General features: G+C 65.5%; 12 protein-coding genes. 6 read left to right on the top strand and 6 right to left on the bottom strand.

The window, feature by feature from the left end; genetic code table 11:
* Nucleotides 1-19: 19 nt before the first annotated feature.
* The 3 genes from ABIA65_RS13835 to ABIA65_RS13825 form a co-directional block, all read right to left on the bottom strand.
* Nucleotides 20-1,741: a dipeptide ABC transporter ATP-binding protein gene (locus ABIA65_RS13835; RefSeq protein WP_354523897.1), complete on the bottom strand. Its 1,722-nt coding sequence runs from the start codon at nucleotides 1,739-1,741 to the stop codon at nucleotides 20-22.
* Entirely contained in the window at nucleotides 1,738-2,622 is an 885-nt protein-coding gene (locus ABIA65_RS13830; RefSeq protein ID WP_241405163.1) for an ABC transporter permease, read from the bottom strand. Before ABIA65_RS13830 ends, ABIA65_RS13835 begins: the two co-directional genes overlap by 4 nt.
* Nucleotides 2,623-2,720: 98 nt before the next feature.
* On the bottom strand, nucleotides 2,721-3,677 hold the full coding sequence (locus tag ABIA65_RS13825) for an ABC transporter permease (protein ID WP_354523896.1): 957 nt from the start codon (nucleotides 3,675-3,677) through the stop codon (nucleotides 2,721-2,723).
* Between the two features lie 199 nt (nucleotides 3,678-3,876).
* Between ABIA65_RS13825 and ABIA65_RS13820 the strand changes: the two genes are divergently transcribed.
* From ABIA65_RS13820 to ABIA65_RS13795, 6 genes are read left to right on the top strand one after another with little or no spacing between them, the layout of a single operon-like run.
* Nucleotides 3,877-5,520 carry an ABC transporter substrate-binding protein gene (locus ABIA65_RS13820; protein ID WP_241405161.1) on the top strand — a complete coding sequence of 548 codons (1,644 nt, stop codon included), beginning with the start codon at nucleotides 3,877-3,879 and terminating at the stop codon, nucleotides 5,518-5,520.
* The gene (locus ABIA65_RS13815; RefSeq protein ID WP_354523895.1) at nucleotides 5,517-6,992 is read left to right on the top strand and encodes a leucyl aminopeptidase family protein; all 1,476 of its coding nucleotides are present in this window, start codon (nucleotides 5,517-5,519) and stop codon (nucleotides 6,990-6,992) included. The genes ABIA65_RS13820 and ABIA65_RS13815 overlap by 4 nt, the downstream gene beginning before the upstream one ends.
* Nucleotides 6,993-7,032: 40 nt before the next feature.
* Nucleotides 7,033-8,412, top strand: coding sequence for an aspartate aminotransferase family protein (locus tag ABIA65_RS13810; RefSeq protein WP_354523894.1), 1,380 nt, complete (start codon nucleotides 7,033-7,035; stop codon nucleotides 8,410-8,412).
* 28 nt (nucleotides 8,413-8,440) lie between these two features.
* Nucleotides 8,441-9,904 carry a xylulokinase gene (locus ABIA65_RS13805; protein ID WP_354523893.1) on the top strand — a complete coding sequence of 488 codons (1,464 nt, stop codon included), beginning with the start codon at nucleotides 8,441-8,443 and terminating at the stop codon, nucleotides 9,902-9,904.
* A gap of 31 nt (nucleotides 9,905-9,935) precedes the next feature.
* Nucleotides 9,936-11,231, top strand: a complete 1,296-nt coding sequence (lysA, locus tag ABIA65_RS13800) for a diaminopimelate decarboxylase (RefSeq protein ID WP_354523892.1) — start codon at nucleotides 9,936-9,938, stop codon at nucleotides 11,229-11,231.
* The gene (locus ABIA65_RS13795) at nucleotides 11,228-12,913 is read left to right on the top strand and encodes a serine hydrolase domain-containing protein (protein ID WP_354523891.1); all 1,686 of its coding nucleotides are present in this window, start codon (nucleotides 11,228-11,230) and stop codon (nucleotides 12,911-12,913) included. The genes lysA and ABIA65_RS13795 overlap by 4 nt, the downstream gene beginning before the upstream one ends.
* A 29-nt stretch (nucleotides 12,914-12,942) precedes the next feature.
* Here ABIA65_RS13795 and ABIA65_RS13790 read toward each other — a convergent pair whose 3' ends face one another.
* The 3 genes from ABIA65_RS13790 to ABIA65_RS13780 are packed head-to-tail and all read right to left on the bottom strand — an operon-like array spanning nucleotide 12,943 to nucleotide 15,061.
* Complete coding sequence (locus tag ABIA65_RS13790; RefSeq protein ID WP_241405155.1) at nucleotides 12,943-13,158, bottom strand: tautomerase family protein; 216 nt, start codon at nucleotides 13,156-13,158, stop codon at nucleotides 12,943-12,945.
* 25 nt (nucleotides 13,159-13,183) lie between these two features.
* The gene (locus ABIA65_RS13785; RefSeq protein ID WP_354523890.1) at nucleotides 13,184-13,942 is read right to left on the bottom strand and encodes a 2-keto-4-pentenoate hydratase; all 759 of its coding nucleotides are present in this window, start codon (nucleotides 13,940-13,942) and stop codon (nucleotides 13,184-13,186) included.
* A gap of 60 nt (nucleotides 13,943-14,002) precedes the next feature.
* The gene (locus ABIA65_RS13780; protein ID WP_241405153.1) at nucleotides 14,003-15,061 is read right to left on the bottom strand and encodes a YncE family protein; all 1,059 of its coding nucleotides are present in this window, start codon (nucleotides 15,059-15,061) and stop codon (nucleotides 14,003-14,005) included.
* Between the last annotated feature and the right edge of the window lie 55 nt (nucleotides 15,062-15,116).

The following is a 15,116-nucleotide window of genomic DNA, read 5'->3' as shown; positions in this document are numbered from 1 at the left end:
GCCACCCGAGGCGGGTGACTCAGGAGGCGCGGTGATGCTGCGGATCGAGGCTCGGAACACTGTCCAGCAGTTTCTTGGTGTAGGGCTCAGCAGGTTCATTCACGATCTGCCAGGGCTCACCGGCCTCGACGATCCGTCCCGAGCGCATGACGATGATGCGGTCCGCATGGGCTGCGGCAGTTGACAGGTCGTGAGTGATCATCAGGATCCCCACGCGATGTTCGCGCCGGAGTCGGTCGAGCAGTTCCAGGACTCCGGTGCGCACCGACACGTCGAGCATCGACACCGGCTCGTCAGCCAGTAGAAGACGCGGCCGAAGCACCAGGCTGGCGGCGATCGCGACGCGCTGGCGTTGCCCACCAGACAACTCGTGCGGGTAGCGGCCGGCAAGCAGGTGCGGGTCCAGACCGACGTCACGGAGCGTCTCGGCCACCAGTGCGCGGCGATCGCGGCGACTGCCACCGATTCCGTGCACGATGAGCGGTTCCATCACGGTGTCCTCGACGCGCAACCTGCCGTCGAGTGCCTCATAGGGATCCTGATAGATCATCTGGACGTTTCGACGTAACGGACGCCAGGCGCGCGAGTTCAAACCGGTGATCTCGACATCGTCGATCCGGATGGACCCCGACTGCACGGGTTGCATGCCAAGAATCGCCTGCAAGGTGGTGGTCTTCCCGCAACCAGACTGGCCGACCAGCGCCACCAGCTCACCTTCGGCGACCTGAAGGCTGACGTTGGCTACGGCATGGCCGTCCCCGAGTTCGACCGACTGCTCCTCCCCGGGTGCTCCCGCACCTGCCGGTGCCGGCGTGCCGCGGCTGATCGCGCCCGGAATCAGTCGGCGTCGACGCGAGCGAGGCCGATCACCGTACGCCACACTGAGATCGGTCACCTCCAGCAGATTCGACGACTGGCCGTGGGGGTGGGCCACCGGTCGGACGTCGGCGAGATTCGGTGTCGCCTCGAACAATTGCCGCGTGTAGGGATGAGCCGGCTGGTGATACAAGTGCTCGACGGTGTCCTCCTCAACGATCTCACCACCGCGCATGACGGCCGCGCGGGTACACGCTCTCGCGACCACCCCTAGATCGTGAGTGACGAGTACGAGCGCCAGGCCCAGCTCGCTCGACAGCCGAACCAGCAATTGCAACACCTGATCCTGCACGACGACGTCAAGCGCCGTGGTCGGCTCATCGGCGAGCAGCACCTTCGGGTCGCACGCCAATGCCATGGCGATCACTGCCCGCTGCTTCATACCGCCCGAGAGCTGGTGTGGGTATCGCGCGTCGCTGGATGGCGGCAGGCCGACGAGTTCGAGCAGTTCTCGGCTACGTGCGACGGCTTGTTTACCGTGGGCAACGCCGTGCACTTCGAGGGCCTCGCGGATCTGCCAGCCGACGGTCTTGACCGGGTTGAACGCGCTCATCGCACCCTGGAACACCATCGCGATATCGGTCCACCGATGCGACCGGATGCTGTCCTCGCCGCGCTCGATGATATTGGTACCCCCGACCCAAACCTCGCCGCCGACGGTGGCCGAGGATGGCAGCAGACCCATCGCCGCCAGGATCGTCGTCGTCTTGCCGCAACCGGATTCGCCCACCAGGCCGATGCGTTCTCCGGGGGCCACCCTCAGTGTGAGATCCCGGACGGTGTGAACCGACTCCCCACCTCGTTGGTCTCGCGGGTCGAACCACACATTCAGATCGATGATCTCTAGTGCCGCAGGCGTTTTCACAGCGCATCCTTCCCGCGGCCGACCAGAGGTCGCATCCGCCATGACTTCATCGAAAGATGAGAGGACCGCAATCGGGGATTCAGCCCATCCTCGATCGAGTTGCCCACGAAGTAGCACCCGACTATCAATGCGGCCACGCACACGCCGGCCGGCACGATGGCCCACCACGCTCCCGTGCTGATCGCCCCGCGTTCGAATGCGTGCTCCATGATGGTTCCCCAGGTCACCGCGGTGGGATCGGACAGCCCGAGGAACGCCAGGGCGGTCTCGTTGAAGATCGCCAGGGTGATCGCGAGCACGGTGTTGGCGATCAGTAGGGGTCCGAGCTGAGGCAGGATGTGAGTCAGGATGATCCGGGTGTGGCTGGCGCCGATCGATACCGCTCGCCGGACGTAGACGCGTTCACGCAGAGTCTTCACCTGGGCCCGGACGACGCGGGCGGTACTGGTCCACATCAGGAAGCCGATGACGACGATCACGTGACTCAACTTGGGCCCCCACACCGCGGCCACCACGATCATCAGCACGATCTGCGGGATCACCATGAAGTAGTCGGTGATCCTCATGAGCACGGTGTCGACCCACCCGCCGAAGTAGCCCGACAGAACCCCGACTACCGCACCGATCACTATGGCGATGACGGCCGCGGTGAATCCGACGAACATCGACACCCGGCCGCCCTGCAGGATGAGGCTCAGCATGTCGATGCCGCCGTCGTCGCAGCCCAACCAGTGTTGCGCTGACGGCGGCTCGAATACGCCGCAGGTGGGGTGTGACGTGCTGTACGGCTTCAAGACCTGTGAGAACAGCGACAGTGCGAGGAACAGCCCGACCAGGACGAGCCCGAAGATCGCCTGCGGTGCGGCGATGGCGGTGAGCATTGCTCCCCAGACGCCTCGGCGACGTCGCGGCTCCGTGCGCGTGGTCAGAGTCGTTTCCTCATTCGCTAGCTCGGTGGTTTGCTCGGTGGTTTGCTCGGTCACTGTGAAACCCTCGGGTCGAGGCGGAAGTACAGCAGGTCAGCGAAGTAGTTGAGCACCACGACGGCGATGGTGATGGCGAGGAAGCCGCCCTGAAGCATCGGGTAGTCCCGCTGCAGAACCGCGTCATAGAGTGCGCGGCCGATTCCCGGCCAGGAGAAGATGACCTCCACCAGGATCGAGCCACTGACGATGGTTCCCAGGGACAGTGCCACCTGAGTGATCGTCGGCAGTGCGGCGTTTCGCAACCCGTAGGCCCAGATGATCCTGCGGCGCGTGAGCCCCTTGGCCCGCGCGGTCAGGATGTAGTCCTCGCCGAGAGTCTCGAGCATGGCGGACCTCACGATCAGGGCGTTCTCGGCGTACAGCGTGAGCACGAGAGTCAGCACAGGCAGGATCATGTGCCGCAACATGTCGGCGAACTGCTCCCCCGGCGACAGCGCCAGGGCGAATGGATCGGTCATCCCCACCGACGGCAACACGCCGGCGAAGACGATCAACAGCATCATGCCGAGGAACTGGGTGGGAAACGCATAGAACACCACGGCCAGGCCGGTCCCTATGTGGTCTCCGGCAGAACCACGATGCATCGCCGAGAAGACTCCGACGCACACCCCGACGACGATCGCGATAACCGTGGCCGTTGTGACCATCGGCAGTGTGTTGCCGAACGCCTCAATCAGGTTGTCCAGCACCGGCTGACGGTTGGTGAACGAGACACCCAAGTTCCCGTGCAGCAGCTGTTTCAAATAGAGCACGTACTGCTCAAGAATCGGTTTGTCGAGTCCGAACTCCGCCTCGAGCGCTAGTTTCAGGTTGGGCGATGCATTCGGTACCCGTGAGATCCGCGTGACCGCGTCCCCGGGAAGAACCCGAAACAGGACGAAATTGACGGTGAGAGCGACGAATATGGTCACCACCGCGAAGACTGAGCGTTTCCATAGGTAGCCGCGCACCCGGCCCCCTTTCTCCCTTGACGCCACACGTGATGGTCATCATACTAAGCACGCCAAGTGAAATCGGGTGTCACAACGCGTCATACGTCCACTGCGGGCTTCTTCGCCGAAGCGACGCGGATCGTGCTCGGAATCGATTTTCTTCCGGAGTTCGGCCGATAGCCGACCGCGTGGCTCCACCGACGAGGAAAGGTCCTCCATGAAGCCCTCACGAATCCTTGCGCTGGTCACTAGCTGTGTCGTCGCGTTCTCCGCGATCGGATGCGGCGGCTCCACCGGGTCGTCAGCCGCAGTGCTGCGAATAGGGGTGAGCGCCGCGATCGACTCGCTCAATCCATTCGTGTCGGGTTCTGACTACAGCAGCGTCGCGTACCAGTACGTCTACCCCCACCTCACCGAGTACGACACGAATGACCTGTCGCTGCAGCCATCGTTCGCAACGAAGTGGGAGACGTCGCCAGATGGGCTGACCTGGACCTTCGAGACGGTCAAGGACGCCCAGTGGTCTGACGGTCAGCCGCTGACGGCAAAGGATGCGGCCTTCACGCTGAACATGATTCATCAGTACCAGGACGGACCAACGGGCAAGCTCGCCGGTTTCATGCAGAACCTGACCTCCGCGGTTGCCGACGGTGACGACAAGCTGGTCGTGACCTACGCCGAACCGGTTTCCAACGTGCTCGCCCAGATGCAGCAGCTGCCCATCCTGCCCGAGCACATCTGGTCGCAGTACGCCACCGGCGACGGCAAGGCCATCACGACCTTCCAGAACGATGCGCCCATGGTGTCGGGCGGTCCGTTCCTGCTCAAGGAGTACAAGAAGGATCAGCTCGCCCTCTTCGATCAGAATCCGAAGTGGTGGGGCGACACCAAGCCTCAGATAACCGGCTTCGGGCTGCAGTTCTTCGCCAACTCCGACGCGATGGTGACGGCGCTGCGGACCGGTCAGGTCGACATGATCGGTGAGTCGACTCCGGCGACGACCGTTCCCTCGTTGAAGGACGCCGGACAAGAAGTCGGCACCACCGCAGGCTCCGGGTTCTACGAACTCATCATCAACACCAATCCCAAGAAGAAGAATCACCACGAACTGCTGAACCCCGAGGTGCGCAAGGCGTTCGAGTACGCGATGAACCGAGCGGAAATGGTCAAGACCGCGTGGCTCGGGATGGCGACTCCAGGCTCGACAATCGTCGCACCGGCCACGGGATGGCATGACGACTCGATCAACGGGCTGCCGTTCGACGTGGTCAAGGCCAATGCGATCCTCGATGGTCTGGGCTACACGAAGGGTTCGGACGGCATCCGGGTCGCCGACGGGCTTCCCATGACGTACGACGTGATCTTCCCGACCGAGATCAACGGCGCCGGGGACCGGATGTTCCAGACCATGCAGAACGATCTGCGTGATGTCGGCGTGCGCCTGGTGATGCGCAAGATGGACACCGATGCGGCCACCAATGCAATCCTTGGCCCCGATGGCGGCTACGACGAGTTCGACCTGGCGATGTGGGACTGGATTCCGCCGGTGGACCCCGACTTCCAGCTCAGTGTGCTCACGTGCGCACAGTGGGGCAACAACAACGACAGCGGCTACTGCAATCCTGCCTACGATGAGCTGTACGCCGCGCAGGCGGTGGCCCGCGACCGTGCGGAACGCCAGCAGATCATCAACCAGATGCAGCGGATCGCATTCGACGACCGTCCCTACATCGTGCTCGTCTACCAGAACGTGATCGAGGCGCACTCACCGTCGTGGACGGGCTTCCTGTTATCTCCGCTCGTCGGGTCGGTCAACAATCTCTCGACACAGACGCTGCTCCAGGTTCACCCCGTCAAGTGAGCGGTACATCCATTAACCGCTGGCCGAGCCACGACCTCGCCCGCGCGCTGGAGCGAAACCCTGGAGCCGACCTCGTCGTGGGCATGTTCTCCGGACCGGACGGTGTGCACGGGGGGCGAGGATCTGCTGTGGTGGGTGATGTGCTCGGCGCCGAACTCGGTGCCATCGCGGCTGCCAGTCCTGATTTCGACGGCCGGCGCGCGGCACGCTGCACGGCCGTGCTGACGGGTCCCGCGGGCCCGGTCCGAGTCGTGCTGGTCGGACTTGGGCGTCGTGTCGACACTGCGTACGACCTGTTCGAAGCGGCCGTGGCGTCGGGAAACGCTCGCGCCGTCGTCTCGACGCTCGCCCTGGAGGCAAAGGGCGCCCTCGATGCGGTCGCGCAGGGCCATGCGATCGGCGCCTGGCGGTATCAACGTGACCCGCACGCGCCTGCGACGCCCGTCGCCGTGGAAGTCGTGGACGATTCGCAGCCGGACTCGGACTCGATCCTTGCCCGTGCCGCGACGGTGGCACGGGCCACCGGTTGGGTGCGCCAGTTGGTCGAGATGCCACCGAACTCACTGCGCCCCAACGACTTCGCCAGCGCCATTGCTGAGTTCGCCGATGAGCTGGCACCCGGTTCGGTCGTCGTCGAAACATGGGACGAGGCGGCACTGGGTCAGCGGGGATTCGGCGGGACCCTCGGCGTCGGAGCCGGAAGCGTCGAGGCTCCCCTCGTCGTCGCATTGCACATCGCAGGCGATGGTCCACTGACGGCGTTGGCGGGCAAGGGGATCACGTTCGACTCCGGTGGGGTGAACCTGAAACGCAACCTCGGTGAACTCAGTTGGATGAAATCAGACATGGCCGCGGCGGCGTCCGTCGCTGCCGCGGTGATCGCCGCGGCCCGCCTCGGCGTCCCCGGACCAGTGACTGCACTCCTGCCGATCGCGGAGAACATGCCGAGCGGAAGCGCGCTTCGACCGGGAGACGTCGTGTCACATCCCGGCGGGCGAACCACCGAGGTTCTCGACACTGACTCCGAGGGCCGCGTGGTACTCGCCGATGCGCTGAGTTGGCTTGCCGCACTTAACCCATCCCGTCTGATCGACGTGGGAACGCTGACGGACTCCGGTGGCGTGGGATCTGCGTTCTGGGGGTGCTGGGGAACATCGGACGAACTCGCCCGCGCCGTCGTGGATGCCGGCCGTCGTGCGTTCGACCGCGGTTGGGCACTGCCGTTGCACGATTCCTACGTCTCGCTGCTGTCGTCACGCGTCGCGGATATCGCGAACGCGCCCACCGCCGTTCCCGACTCCGGCCAGTTGGCGGCCACCTACCTGCGCACCTTCGTCGACGACGTGCCGTGGGTGCACATCGACAACGGTTCGTCTGCCTGGCTCGAGGGTGAGGCTCATCCGTGGCCTGCGGGGGCAACCGGCACTCCGGTGCGCGCCCTCATCGAGTTGCTCACCTCGCCCACGTATTGATCTCCTTGCTCTACATACTTAGTATAATGAGTGCACTGGGATGACCAGTCAGCAAGAGGAAAGGCACTCCATGACGACGTTCGACACCACCTACGCCGAGCGGACCGCGACCACCAAGGCTCTCTACGAACGCGCGCGCCGCTCGATTCCCGGCGGGGCCGGCAGCACCGCTCGCCTACCGCGCAATGGTTGGAAGCCGTACCCGATCTTCATGGCCGAGGGGCAGGGTTCGCGCCTGCGCGACGTCGACGGCAACGAGTACATCGACTATCTGCTGGGCCTGGGCCCGATGATCCTCGGGCACCGGCATCCCGGTGTGACCCAGGCCGTCACCGACGCGATCCACGACTACGGCACATGCTTCGGCCTGCCATACGAACTCGAGATCGAGGCGGCCGAGAAGGTCATCGCCGCCGTGCCCGGCGTGGAACAGGTCCGATTCACCAACTCCGGATCCGAGGCCGTCGGTACGGCCGTCCGGCTCGCCAGGGCGACCACCGGACGGCGGCTGATCGTGCGGTTCGAAGGTCACTATCACGGTTGGCAGGACACCGTGTACTGGTCCAACCACGTGGATCCGAAGCTGGCGGGCCCAGCTGATCGGCCGCGCCCCGTCGCCATGGGAGGCGGCGTTCCCGCCGAACTGGAGCACACCCTCGTGGTGCTCACCTGGAACGACCCCGAGAGTTTCGTCGCACTCATGGAGGAGCGCGGCGAGGAAGTGGCCGCCGTGCTGACCGAACCTGCGGTCTTCAACACCGGTTGCATTCTGCCCGAGCCGGGCTATCTGGAGCTGCTCCGAGAGCAGACCACGAAGTATGGCGCGATGCTGATCTTCGACGAGGTCATCACCGGCTTCCGGTTCGCACGCGGCGGCGCCCAGGAGTGGTTCGGAATCCGTCCGGACCTCACCACGTACGCCAAGGGCATCGGTGGCGGCTTCCCCGTGGCAGCGGTGGGCGGCACCACCGAGGCGATGAGATTGATCGCCGACGGTACGTACTCCCACTCGGGAACGTATAACGCCAACGTCGTGCAATGCGCCGCAGTTTCGGCCACCATGGACATCCTGGCCGAACCAGGTCTTTACGAGCGCCAGCGAGCGCTGGGCGACCGGCTCGGTCGCGGGCTCAAGACCCTCGCGCAGGAGAAGGGCATCGACGCGTACGTGGAGGGGATCGGAACGGTGTTTCAGCTGTGGTTCACCGACCAACCCATCAAGAACTGGCGTGATGCGGCGGCCAACGCCCGTGAGGACGTCTTCACGCGGTGGTATCAAGAGATGGTGGTGCGCGGCGTGCTGTTCCACCCGCTGCAGTTCGAGAACCTCTTCGTCTCGCTTGTACACACCGACGCCGACATCGACGACACACTGACCGCGGCCGATGCCGCGCTCTCCGTGGTGGCGCGTGAGTTCTAGCCGGCCGCGGCCGAACCGGGCCGTTTCGATGACAGAGGGCGAGCCTCTCGCACTCGGCCTGGACCTGGGGACCAGCAGCCTGAAGGCGGTCGCCGTCGGCGAGGATGGCCGGTGCGTTGCGCGCGCCCGCGTAAGCTATCCGACCTCGCAGCCGGAACCCGGTGCAGCTGAACAGAATCCGGCCGACTGGCTCGATGCCTGCCACCGAGCGCTTGCGCAGCTCGCCACGCAGACCGATGCGACGTCGTGGCGGGCCATCGCGCTCTCGGCGATGCTGCCGACCCTGGTGAGCCTGGGGCAGGACGGCGTCCCCATCGGTTCGGCCATCACCTGGAAGGACGGGCGTGCCGAGGCCGAGGGTGACGACATCGCCGCCGCCATCGGCCCGGCCACCCTGTATCGGCGAACCGGACAGAGGTTCGACGGCAGATACCTGCTCGCGATGCATGCCCGCCGCGTACGGCTCGGCCTGACGCCGGACGCCATCGTGGCGGGCGCGAAGGACTACCTGTACCAGGTACTGACCGGGGAGCTATTGACGGATCCGAGCACGGCATCCGGCTACGGCGCGTACGACTTGCACGATGGTCGTTGGGACGGCGAGATACTGGCCGCCGCGAAGGTGAGCCACGTCCCCGATATCGCGGCGTCGAATGCGAGCCGGCCACTTCGTGCCGACGTCGCCGCTGGGTGGGGTTGTCCAGCAGGCATACCCGTCGTACTCGGTGCAGCCGACTCGGTGCTGGGGGCATACGGCCTCGGGGTGCGGGCACCCGGGGCCGTCGCGTACATCGCAGGCACGAGCAACGTCATCCTCGGCCACTCGTCGACGGCCCGAGTCGACGACGACGGACGCTTCCTGGTGACGCCCATGGCCGATGACGGGTTCGGACTTGAGATGGACCTCCTCGCAACGGGATCGGCGGTGGAATGGCTCGCGAATCTGCTCGGCGTCGCAGGCGGGCCCGCCGAATTGGCCGATCTCGCCGCAACGGCACCTCTGGCGTCGGCTCCGCTGGTACTCCCCTACCTGTCCCCGGGCGAGCAGGGCGCACTGTGGGACCCCAACCTCATCGGGTCGATCGAGGGTTTGACCCTGCGCACCACCCCGGCCGACTTGGCGCGGGGGCTCATCGCGGGCATCGTGCTCGAGTCGCGCCGGTGCATCGAGGCGCTGGACGAGGCAACCGGGGCTCGCGGCCCAATCTTGATGAGCGGATCCGGTGCCACCTCCGAGACGTTCCGGCGCGACCTCGCCGACGCCACCGGTCGGGCCGTGCACTGCCAACGCAACGAGCGCGACCACTCGGCGTTGGGCGCCGCGCTGTTCGCGGGCCGAAATGCCTTGAACTGGACGGACACCGATCGGGAACTCACGCCCGACGAGCGGCCCGAGATCGTCGAACCCGATCCCCGGCGCGCCGCGGAGTGGGCCGACCGTTTCACCCGCCACGAAGAGGCGTGTCGATCCCAGCAGGCACGACGCCAGTGATGAACCCAGACGTCCACCCGGAGAAGTCGTCATGACCGCAATGCCGAACGCCGCCGACATCGACCTTTCCCTGTATCCCGAGGGCACGACCCTGGATACAGACGGGCGCCTCGTCATCGGCGGATGCCTGGTGGCAGATCTGGCCGAGCAGTACGGCACCCCTGCGTATCTGATCGATGAGGGTGCGCTGCGGCGCAGAGCACGTGCCTACGTCGACGCGTTCACGCGCCGACATCCTCGATCGCTAATCCTGTTCGCATCGAAGAGCTTTCCATCGGCGTCGGTGATCGGCGTGGTGGCACGGGAGGGGTGCGGTACCGATGTCGCCTCGGCGGGTGAACTGCGGCTGGCCTTGGCCAGCGGCGCCGACCCCGGCCGAGCTGTCTTCCACGGCAACGCCAAGACCGACGAGGACGTGCGCGTCGCGATCGAGTCGCGTGTGCGCTATGTCGTCGTCGACAATCTCGACGATGTCGAGCGCATCGCTCGCATCGCGGATGCACCCGTACCCGTGCTGCTGCGGGTGAGCCCGTCATTGGACGCGAAGACGCATGCGGCGATGATGACGGGTCACGACGCCTCCAAGTTCGGCATCCCGTCCGACCAGGTTGCCGACGTGATTCGCGAGATCCGCCGGGAGCCCCTGCTCGATCTTCATGGCTTACACGCTCATGTGGGGTCGCAGCTACTTGACCTCACACAGTTCGAGGCCGCCGTGGCCGCGCTCGCGGAGTTCGAGCGGTTCGGCGTCTACGACCTCGGCGGAGGCCTTGGCGTGCGGTACACGAGCGATGACTCAGCGCCGTCGGTCGACGAGTACGCGGAGTGCCTGGTCTCGGCTGTGCACCATCGCCTAGGCAAAGACGTCGAACTCCTGGTGGAGCCCGGCCGCTCGATGGTGGCGCGCAACGGGATCACCGCCTACCGCGTCGTCACCGTCAAACGCGGTGTGCTCACCCACGCGGCTGTCGATGGTGGCATGGGAGACAACCTCGAGGTGTCGCTCTACGGTCAGGCGTTCCAGCCGTCGGTGATCGACCGGAGTGGCCCCGCCGAGATCGTCGACGTCGTCGGTCGCCACTGCGAGTCCGGTGACCGGATCGCCCAGCAGGTGCCGGTGGTCAGTCCGCGGGTGGGTGATCTCATCACCGTGCCGACGACGGGCGCCTACTGCTACACGATGTCGAACAACTACAACACCGCGCTGCGGCCTCCAGTGGTGTTCTGCGACAACGGCACGTCTCGGTTGGCGGTCCGACGCGAGACGTTCGACGACCTGCTGCGCCGGGAGCAACTGGTCCCCGCTGCCGAGTCGGTGAGCGGGTGAGCGATTCGGCACGCGCGGTCATCAACGCCATCGCCAAACAGTGGGCAGTGCCCGGCGGTGCGGTGGTGGCCGTCGACCGCCGAGGTGAGATCTTCTCCCACGTGTTCGGGAAGTCGGACCTCAGTTCGGGGACCCCCGTCGGCTCCCACCACCGCTTCGAGATCGGCTCGATCAGCAAGACATTCACGTCGATCGTGCTCCTGCAGCTCGCCGAGCAGAAACTCGTTCGACTCGATGCGCCCGCTGCGAGCGTGCTCGACTGGGTTCCGCAGCCTTTGCGCGCAGACGGGATCACGCTCGAGCGGCTGCTCAATCACACGGCAGGGCTGGTCGCCAGCGTGGACGCGCTGCCCGACGAGATCGGTCAGGCCACCCTGTACGCGAGCGAATCATCGCCTGCGGCCCCGGGGAGCTTCTTTCACTACTCGAATCTCGGCTACATCCTGCTTGGCCTGACCGCGGCGCAGGTGTCCGGGCGGCCGCTGGCGAATCTGGTCCGGGACGGCATCCTTGCCCCCCTCGGCATGAAGGACACCATCGCCCGCATCACACACGACGACTACGAGTCGCTGGCCCGGGGCCACCAACCTCTGCACGACGATCGGCCGTGGATCCCAGGAGACCGCCTCGTGCCCGCACCGTGGCTGGAAGTCGCTGGAGCCGACGGCAATCTCGCGGCGACCGCCTCCGATCTGGGCCGTTTCGCCCGCATGTTGCTCGGACGAGGCACTGTCGACGATACGACGGTGCTGAGCGCCGCCGCATTCGACACCATGCTGTCGTCCGTTGCGCCCGCCGGTGAGGACGTGCTGGATCTACCTGGCGTGCCCACCACCGAATCGAGCCGCTACGGCCTCGGAGTCAATGTCGAACGCATCGAGGGCCGTAGCGTTTTGACGCACGGTGGCGGCATGGTCGGCTACGCGTCGTTCCTGATGGCCGACCTCGATCATGGCCTCGCCGTGTGCGTGGTCACCAACGCCAACGGTGACACGCCCGTCGCCGAGGCGATCGCGCGCAGCACCGCGACAGAACTCACCACACCGGGCCGGGTGGACACCGACCGGCTCGACCCGCGCTGGTGGGACGCATCACGCGTCGAGGAGCTGGGATGCCTTGGCGAATTCACCGATGCCCCAGCGGAAATCCCCCCGATGGAACCAGCGTTGTCCGTGTGCGTATCGATCGCCGAACACCGCGGGAATCGGGTACGACTGATGGTGTCCAGCGGCGGTGAGCAGGCACCCATGCTGCGCACCTGGGGGCGACACGTCGTCACGACGTTGCCCTCCCTGAATCAGTACGCACTCACCTTTGACGACGGCCATTGGACCTGGGGAGCCAAAGAGCTGACTCCCGTCGGCACCGGCCGCCCCACCGACACCGATGGATCGGTGTCCGCTGGTGCACTGGAGGCGTTCTGCGGGCACTACCGATGCTATTCCCCATGGTTCACCAACTTCCGCGTGGTGCTGCGGCGCGGACGCCTGGTGCTCATCGCCTCCGGCGGTGTCGAGGCACCCGGCGAGGACGCCGAACTCATCGCGGTCGGACCGTCCACCTTCCGCATCGGAGCCGATGAGCGGTTGCCGGAGCGCATCACCTTTGGGCCCGTGGCACGAGGTGTCACGCCGTGGGCCGACCGCGACGGCTGCAGGTACTCGCGCGCCTTCACCGACTGATCACTCGCGAGCTTGACGACGCCATCCCCTCAGGATGAGCCGAGGCGCGGCGCAGGGTGCTCGACAACGCTGCGGTCTTTGCCGCCGACGAAGAACATGCCCGGCGGTACCTGGCGGACGATGACGCGCACCGACTCGACGGGCGCTTCGAGGAGCTCGTGGGCCGCTCGGGTGATGGTGTCCGCGAACTCGCGCAAAACGTGCGGCGGGCGTCCTTCGATGAGTGTCACGTCGATGATGGGCACGGGTGGTCTCCTGAAATTGTCGGCGCTAGGTGCAGGTCTGTGCGATGCGGCCGAGGTGACCTATATCGACAGTGATGGTGTCGCCCGCGGCGACGGGAACAGCGGCGGTCAGTCCGCCGGAAAAGATGACCTGACCGCGGCGCAGCCCCTCTTCGCCGTCATCGTGCAGTCGGCGGGCCAGCCAGGCGACCGCGGCGGCGGGATGGCCCATGACAGCGGCACCGGCCGCGGTGGCGACGATGTCGCCGTTCTTCGTCAGGACGGCACCGAGTAGATCGAGTTTCAGTCCGCGTGGTGGGCGTGGTGGTCCGACCAGGTAACGTCCGGCCGATACGTTGTCGGCGGCTAAGTCGGCCGCCCGGAAACGGTAGTCCCGGTAGCGCGAATCGAGGATTTCAATACCGGCCGCCACCGCTGCGGTTGCTGTGAGTACGTCTGCAGAAGTGATGTGTGGTCCGGCGAGGTCGTCGCCCAGGATGAAGACGATCTCTGGTTCGGCTCGCGGTGCGATCAGCGTGTCGGTGGGTAGCGGTTGGCCCAGGCTCAGGCGATCTGCGGCGTCGAGAAAACCGTACAGCGGGGTGTCGACGCCGACTTGGCGCTGTTTGACTTGTGCGGTCAACCCCAGCTTCCAGCCTGCGAGCGGGCGGCCTAGACGACGGTGGTGTTGGACGCGGTAGCCCAGCTCGAGTTCGAACCCGGGATCGGCATCGCTGAATGGCGCGATGGCCAGGCGTTCGTGGCGTGCCGTGTCCAGTCGAGCAGCGATGTCGCTGACGGTCATTGTGGGTGCTCCGTGTCTGGTAGTTGCTTAATCGGGTCGCCGAGGCTGCTGATCCCGTGGTCAGCTCAGCCGCGGAATGTAGGCCAGCCCATGCGCTCCGGGTTCCCCGCGTTTGGCGATGGTGAGGCTGTTGAGCACCTCCCAGGTCTGCAGGTCGACGATGTCGACCGTCGACGAGGTGACGGCGGCGACGTAGCCGAGCCGACCGTCCGGGGACGCGGTGATCGTTAGGGGGAACCTGCCAGTCAGCTCCACGGCTGCGACCCGCTCGCGCGTCGCAGTGGAAAATGCGATGAGTCGGCCAGGAGCGTGACGGCCCAGAGCGGACGAATCGTCGGCCGACATGCGCAGCTCACCGGCCAACAACACGCCGGTGCTGCTCAGATACACCGGAAAGACCACGTTCTCGGTAGGCAACATATCGAGAACCACGGCGGCCTTGGTGTCGATAATTCGTATGCCGCTGAGCGGACGTTGTTCGGCCTGTCCCGGTGAGAATGACCCGTACGGTGCCGCGACATAGAGTTCGCTGCCGTCGGTCGACACCGCCAAACCCTCGCTGCCCGGCACCTCCACCGGCGTGAACGTTCCCGCCGCCAGATCGACGATAGAAACGAATGGGGCCTCCTTGTTGGAGGCATAGCCTTTCTCGCCTTCTGGATCGATGACGAACCAATGTGGGCCGGGTGCACCGGTATCGATGCGCCCCAACATCTTTCGTGTCGCTGTGTCGATGACGACGACGCCTCCCTGGCGATCGTCGGACCCTTCGACGCTGACGTACAAGCGGCCCCGCGTCGAGTCGAGAGCCAACCCGTGTGGCCCATGTTCAGGCGCAAGATCAACCGTGTCGACGACACGACGAGCATCGGGGTCGATGACCGTGAGCTGAGTGCGACGCCCAGCGTTGGCGTGGTAATAGCCGGAGAAGTAGGTATTCGTGCACCACAGCAACCGCTGCTTGGGATCGAAGCACAGCTCATGGGGTTCGGCGAGAAGCTCCACGGTGTCGAGCATGGCGTCGGAGGCGGCGTCGAAGAACGAAACCGTCGGGCCACTCTGGCTGACGACGGCCAGTACGTCTCCGCTGCGGCCTTCGCGAACAGGCGAGAAAGTCATGATGGCTCCTAGGTGAATGAGATCTATCGGATTCACCACCAGCGTGGACCGCTTG

Source organism: Mycolicibacterium sp. 624 (genome assembly GCF_040548615.1).
Taxonomy (GTDB): Bacteria; Actinomycetota; Actinomycetes; order Mycobacteriales; family Mycobacteriaceae; genus Mycobacterium.
Note: the sequence above shows the minus strand (reverse complement) of the source record. Positions and strands in the feature narration are given on the sequence as shown.

Bases quoted from the DNA above. Each gene is read 5' to 3' on its own strand.
- ABIA65_RS13785 (WP_354523890.1), bottom strand. From the start codon at position 13,942: ATGACCGTCAGCGACATCGCTGCTCGACTGGACACGGCACGCCACGAA.
- lysA (WP_354523892.1), top strand. From the start codon at position 9,936: ATGACCGCAATGCCGAACGCCGCCGACATCGACCTTTCCCTGTATCCC.
- ABIA65_RS13830 (WP_241405163.1), bottom strand. From the start codon at position 2,622: ATGCTCACCGCCATCGCCGCACCGCAGGCGATCTTCGGGCTCGTCCTG.
- ABIA65_RS13810 (WP_354523894.1), top strand. From the start codon at position 7,033: ATGACCAGTCAGCAAGAGGAAAGGCACTCCATGACGACGTTCGACACC.
- ABIA65_RS13805 (WP_354523893.1), top strand. From the start codon at position 8,441: ATGACAGAGGGCGAGCCTCTCGCACTCGGCCTGGACCTGGGGACCAGC.
- ABIA65_RS13780 (WP_241405153.1), bottom strand. From the start codon at position 15,061: ATGACTTTCTCGCCTGTTCGCGAAGGCCGCAGCGGAGACGTACTGGCC.
- ABIA65_RS13820 (WP_241405161.1), top strand. From the start codon at position 3,877: ATGAAGCCCTCACGAATCCTTGCGCTGGTCACTAGCTGTGTCGTCGCG.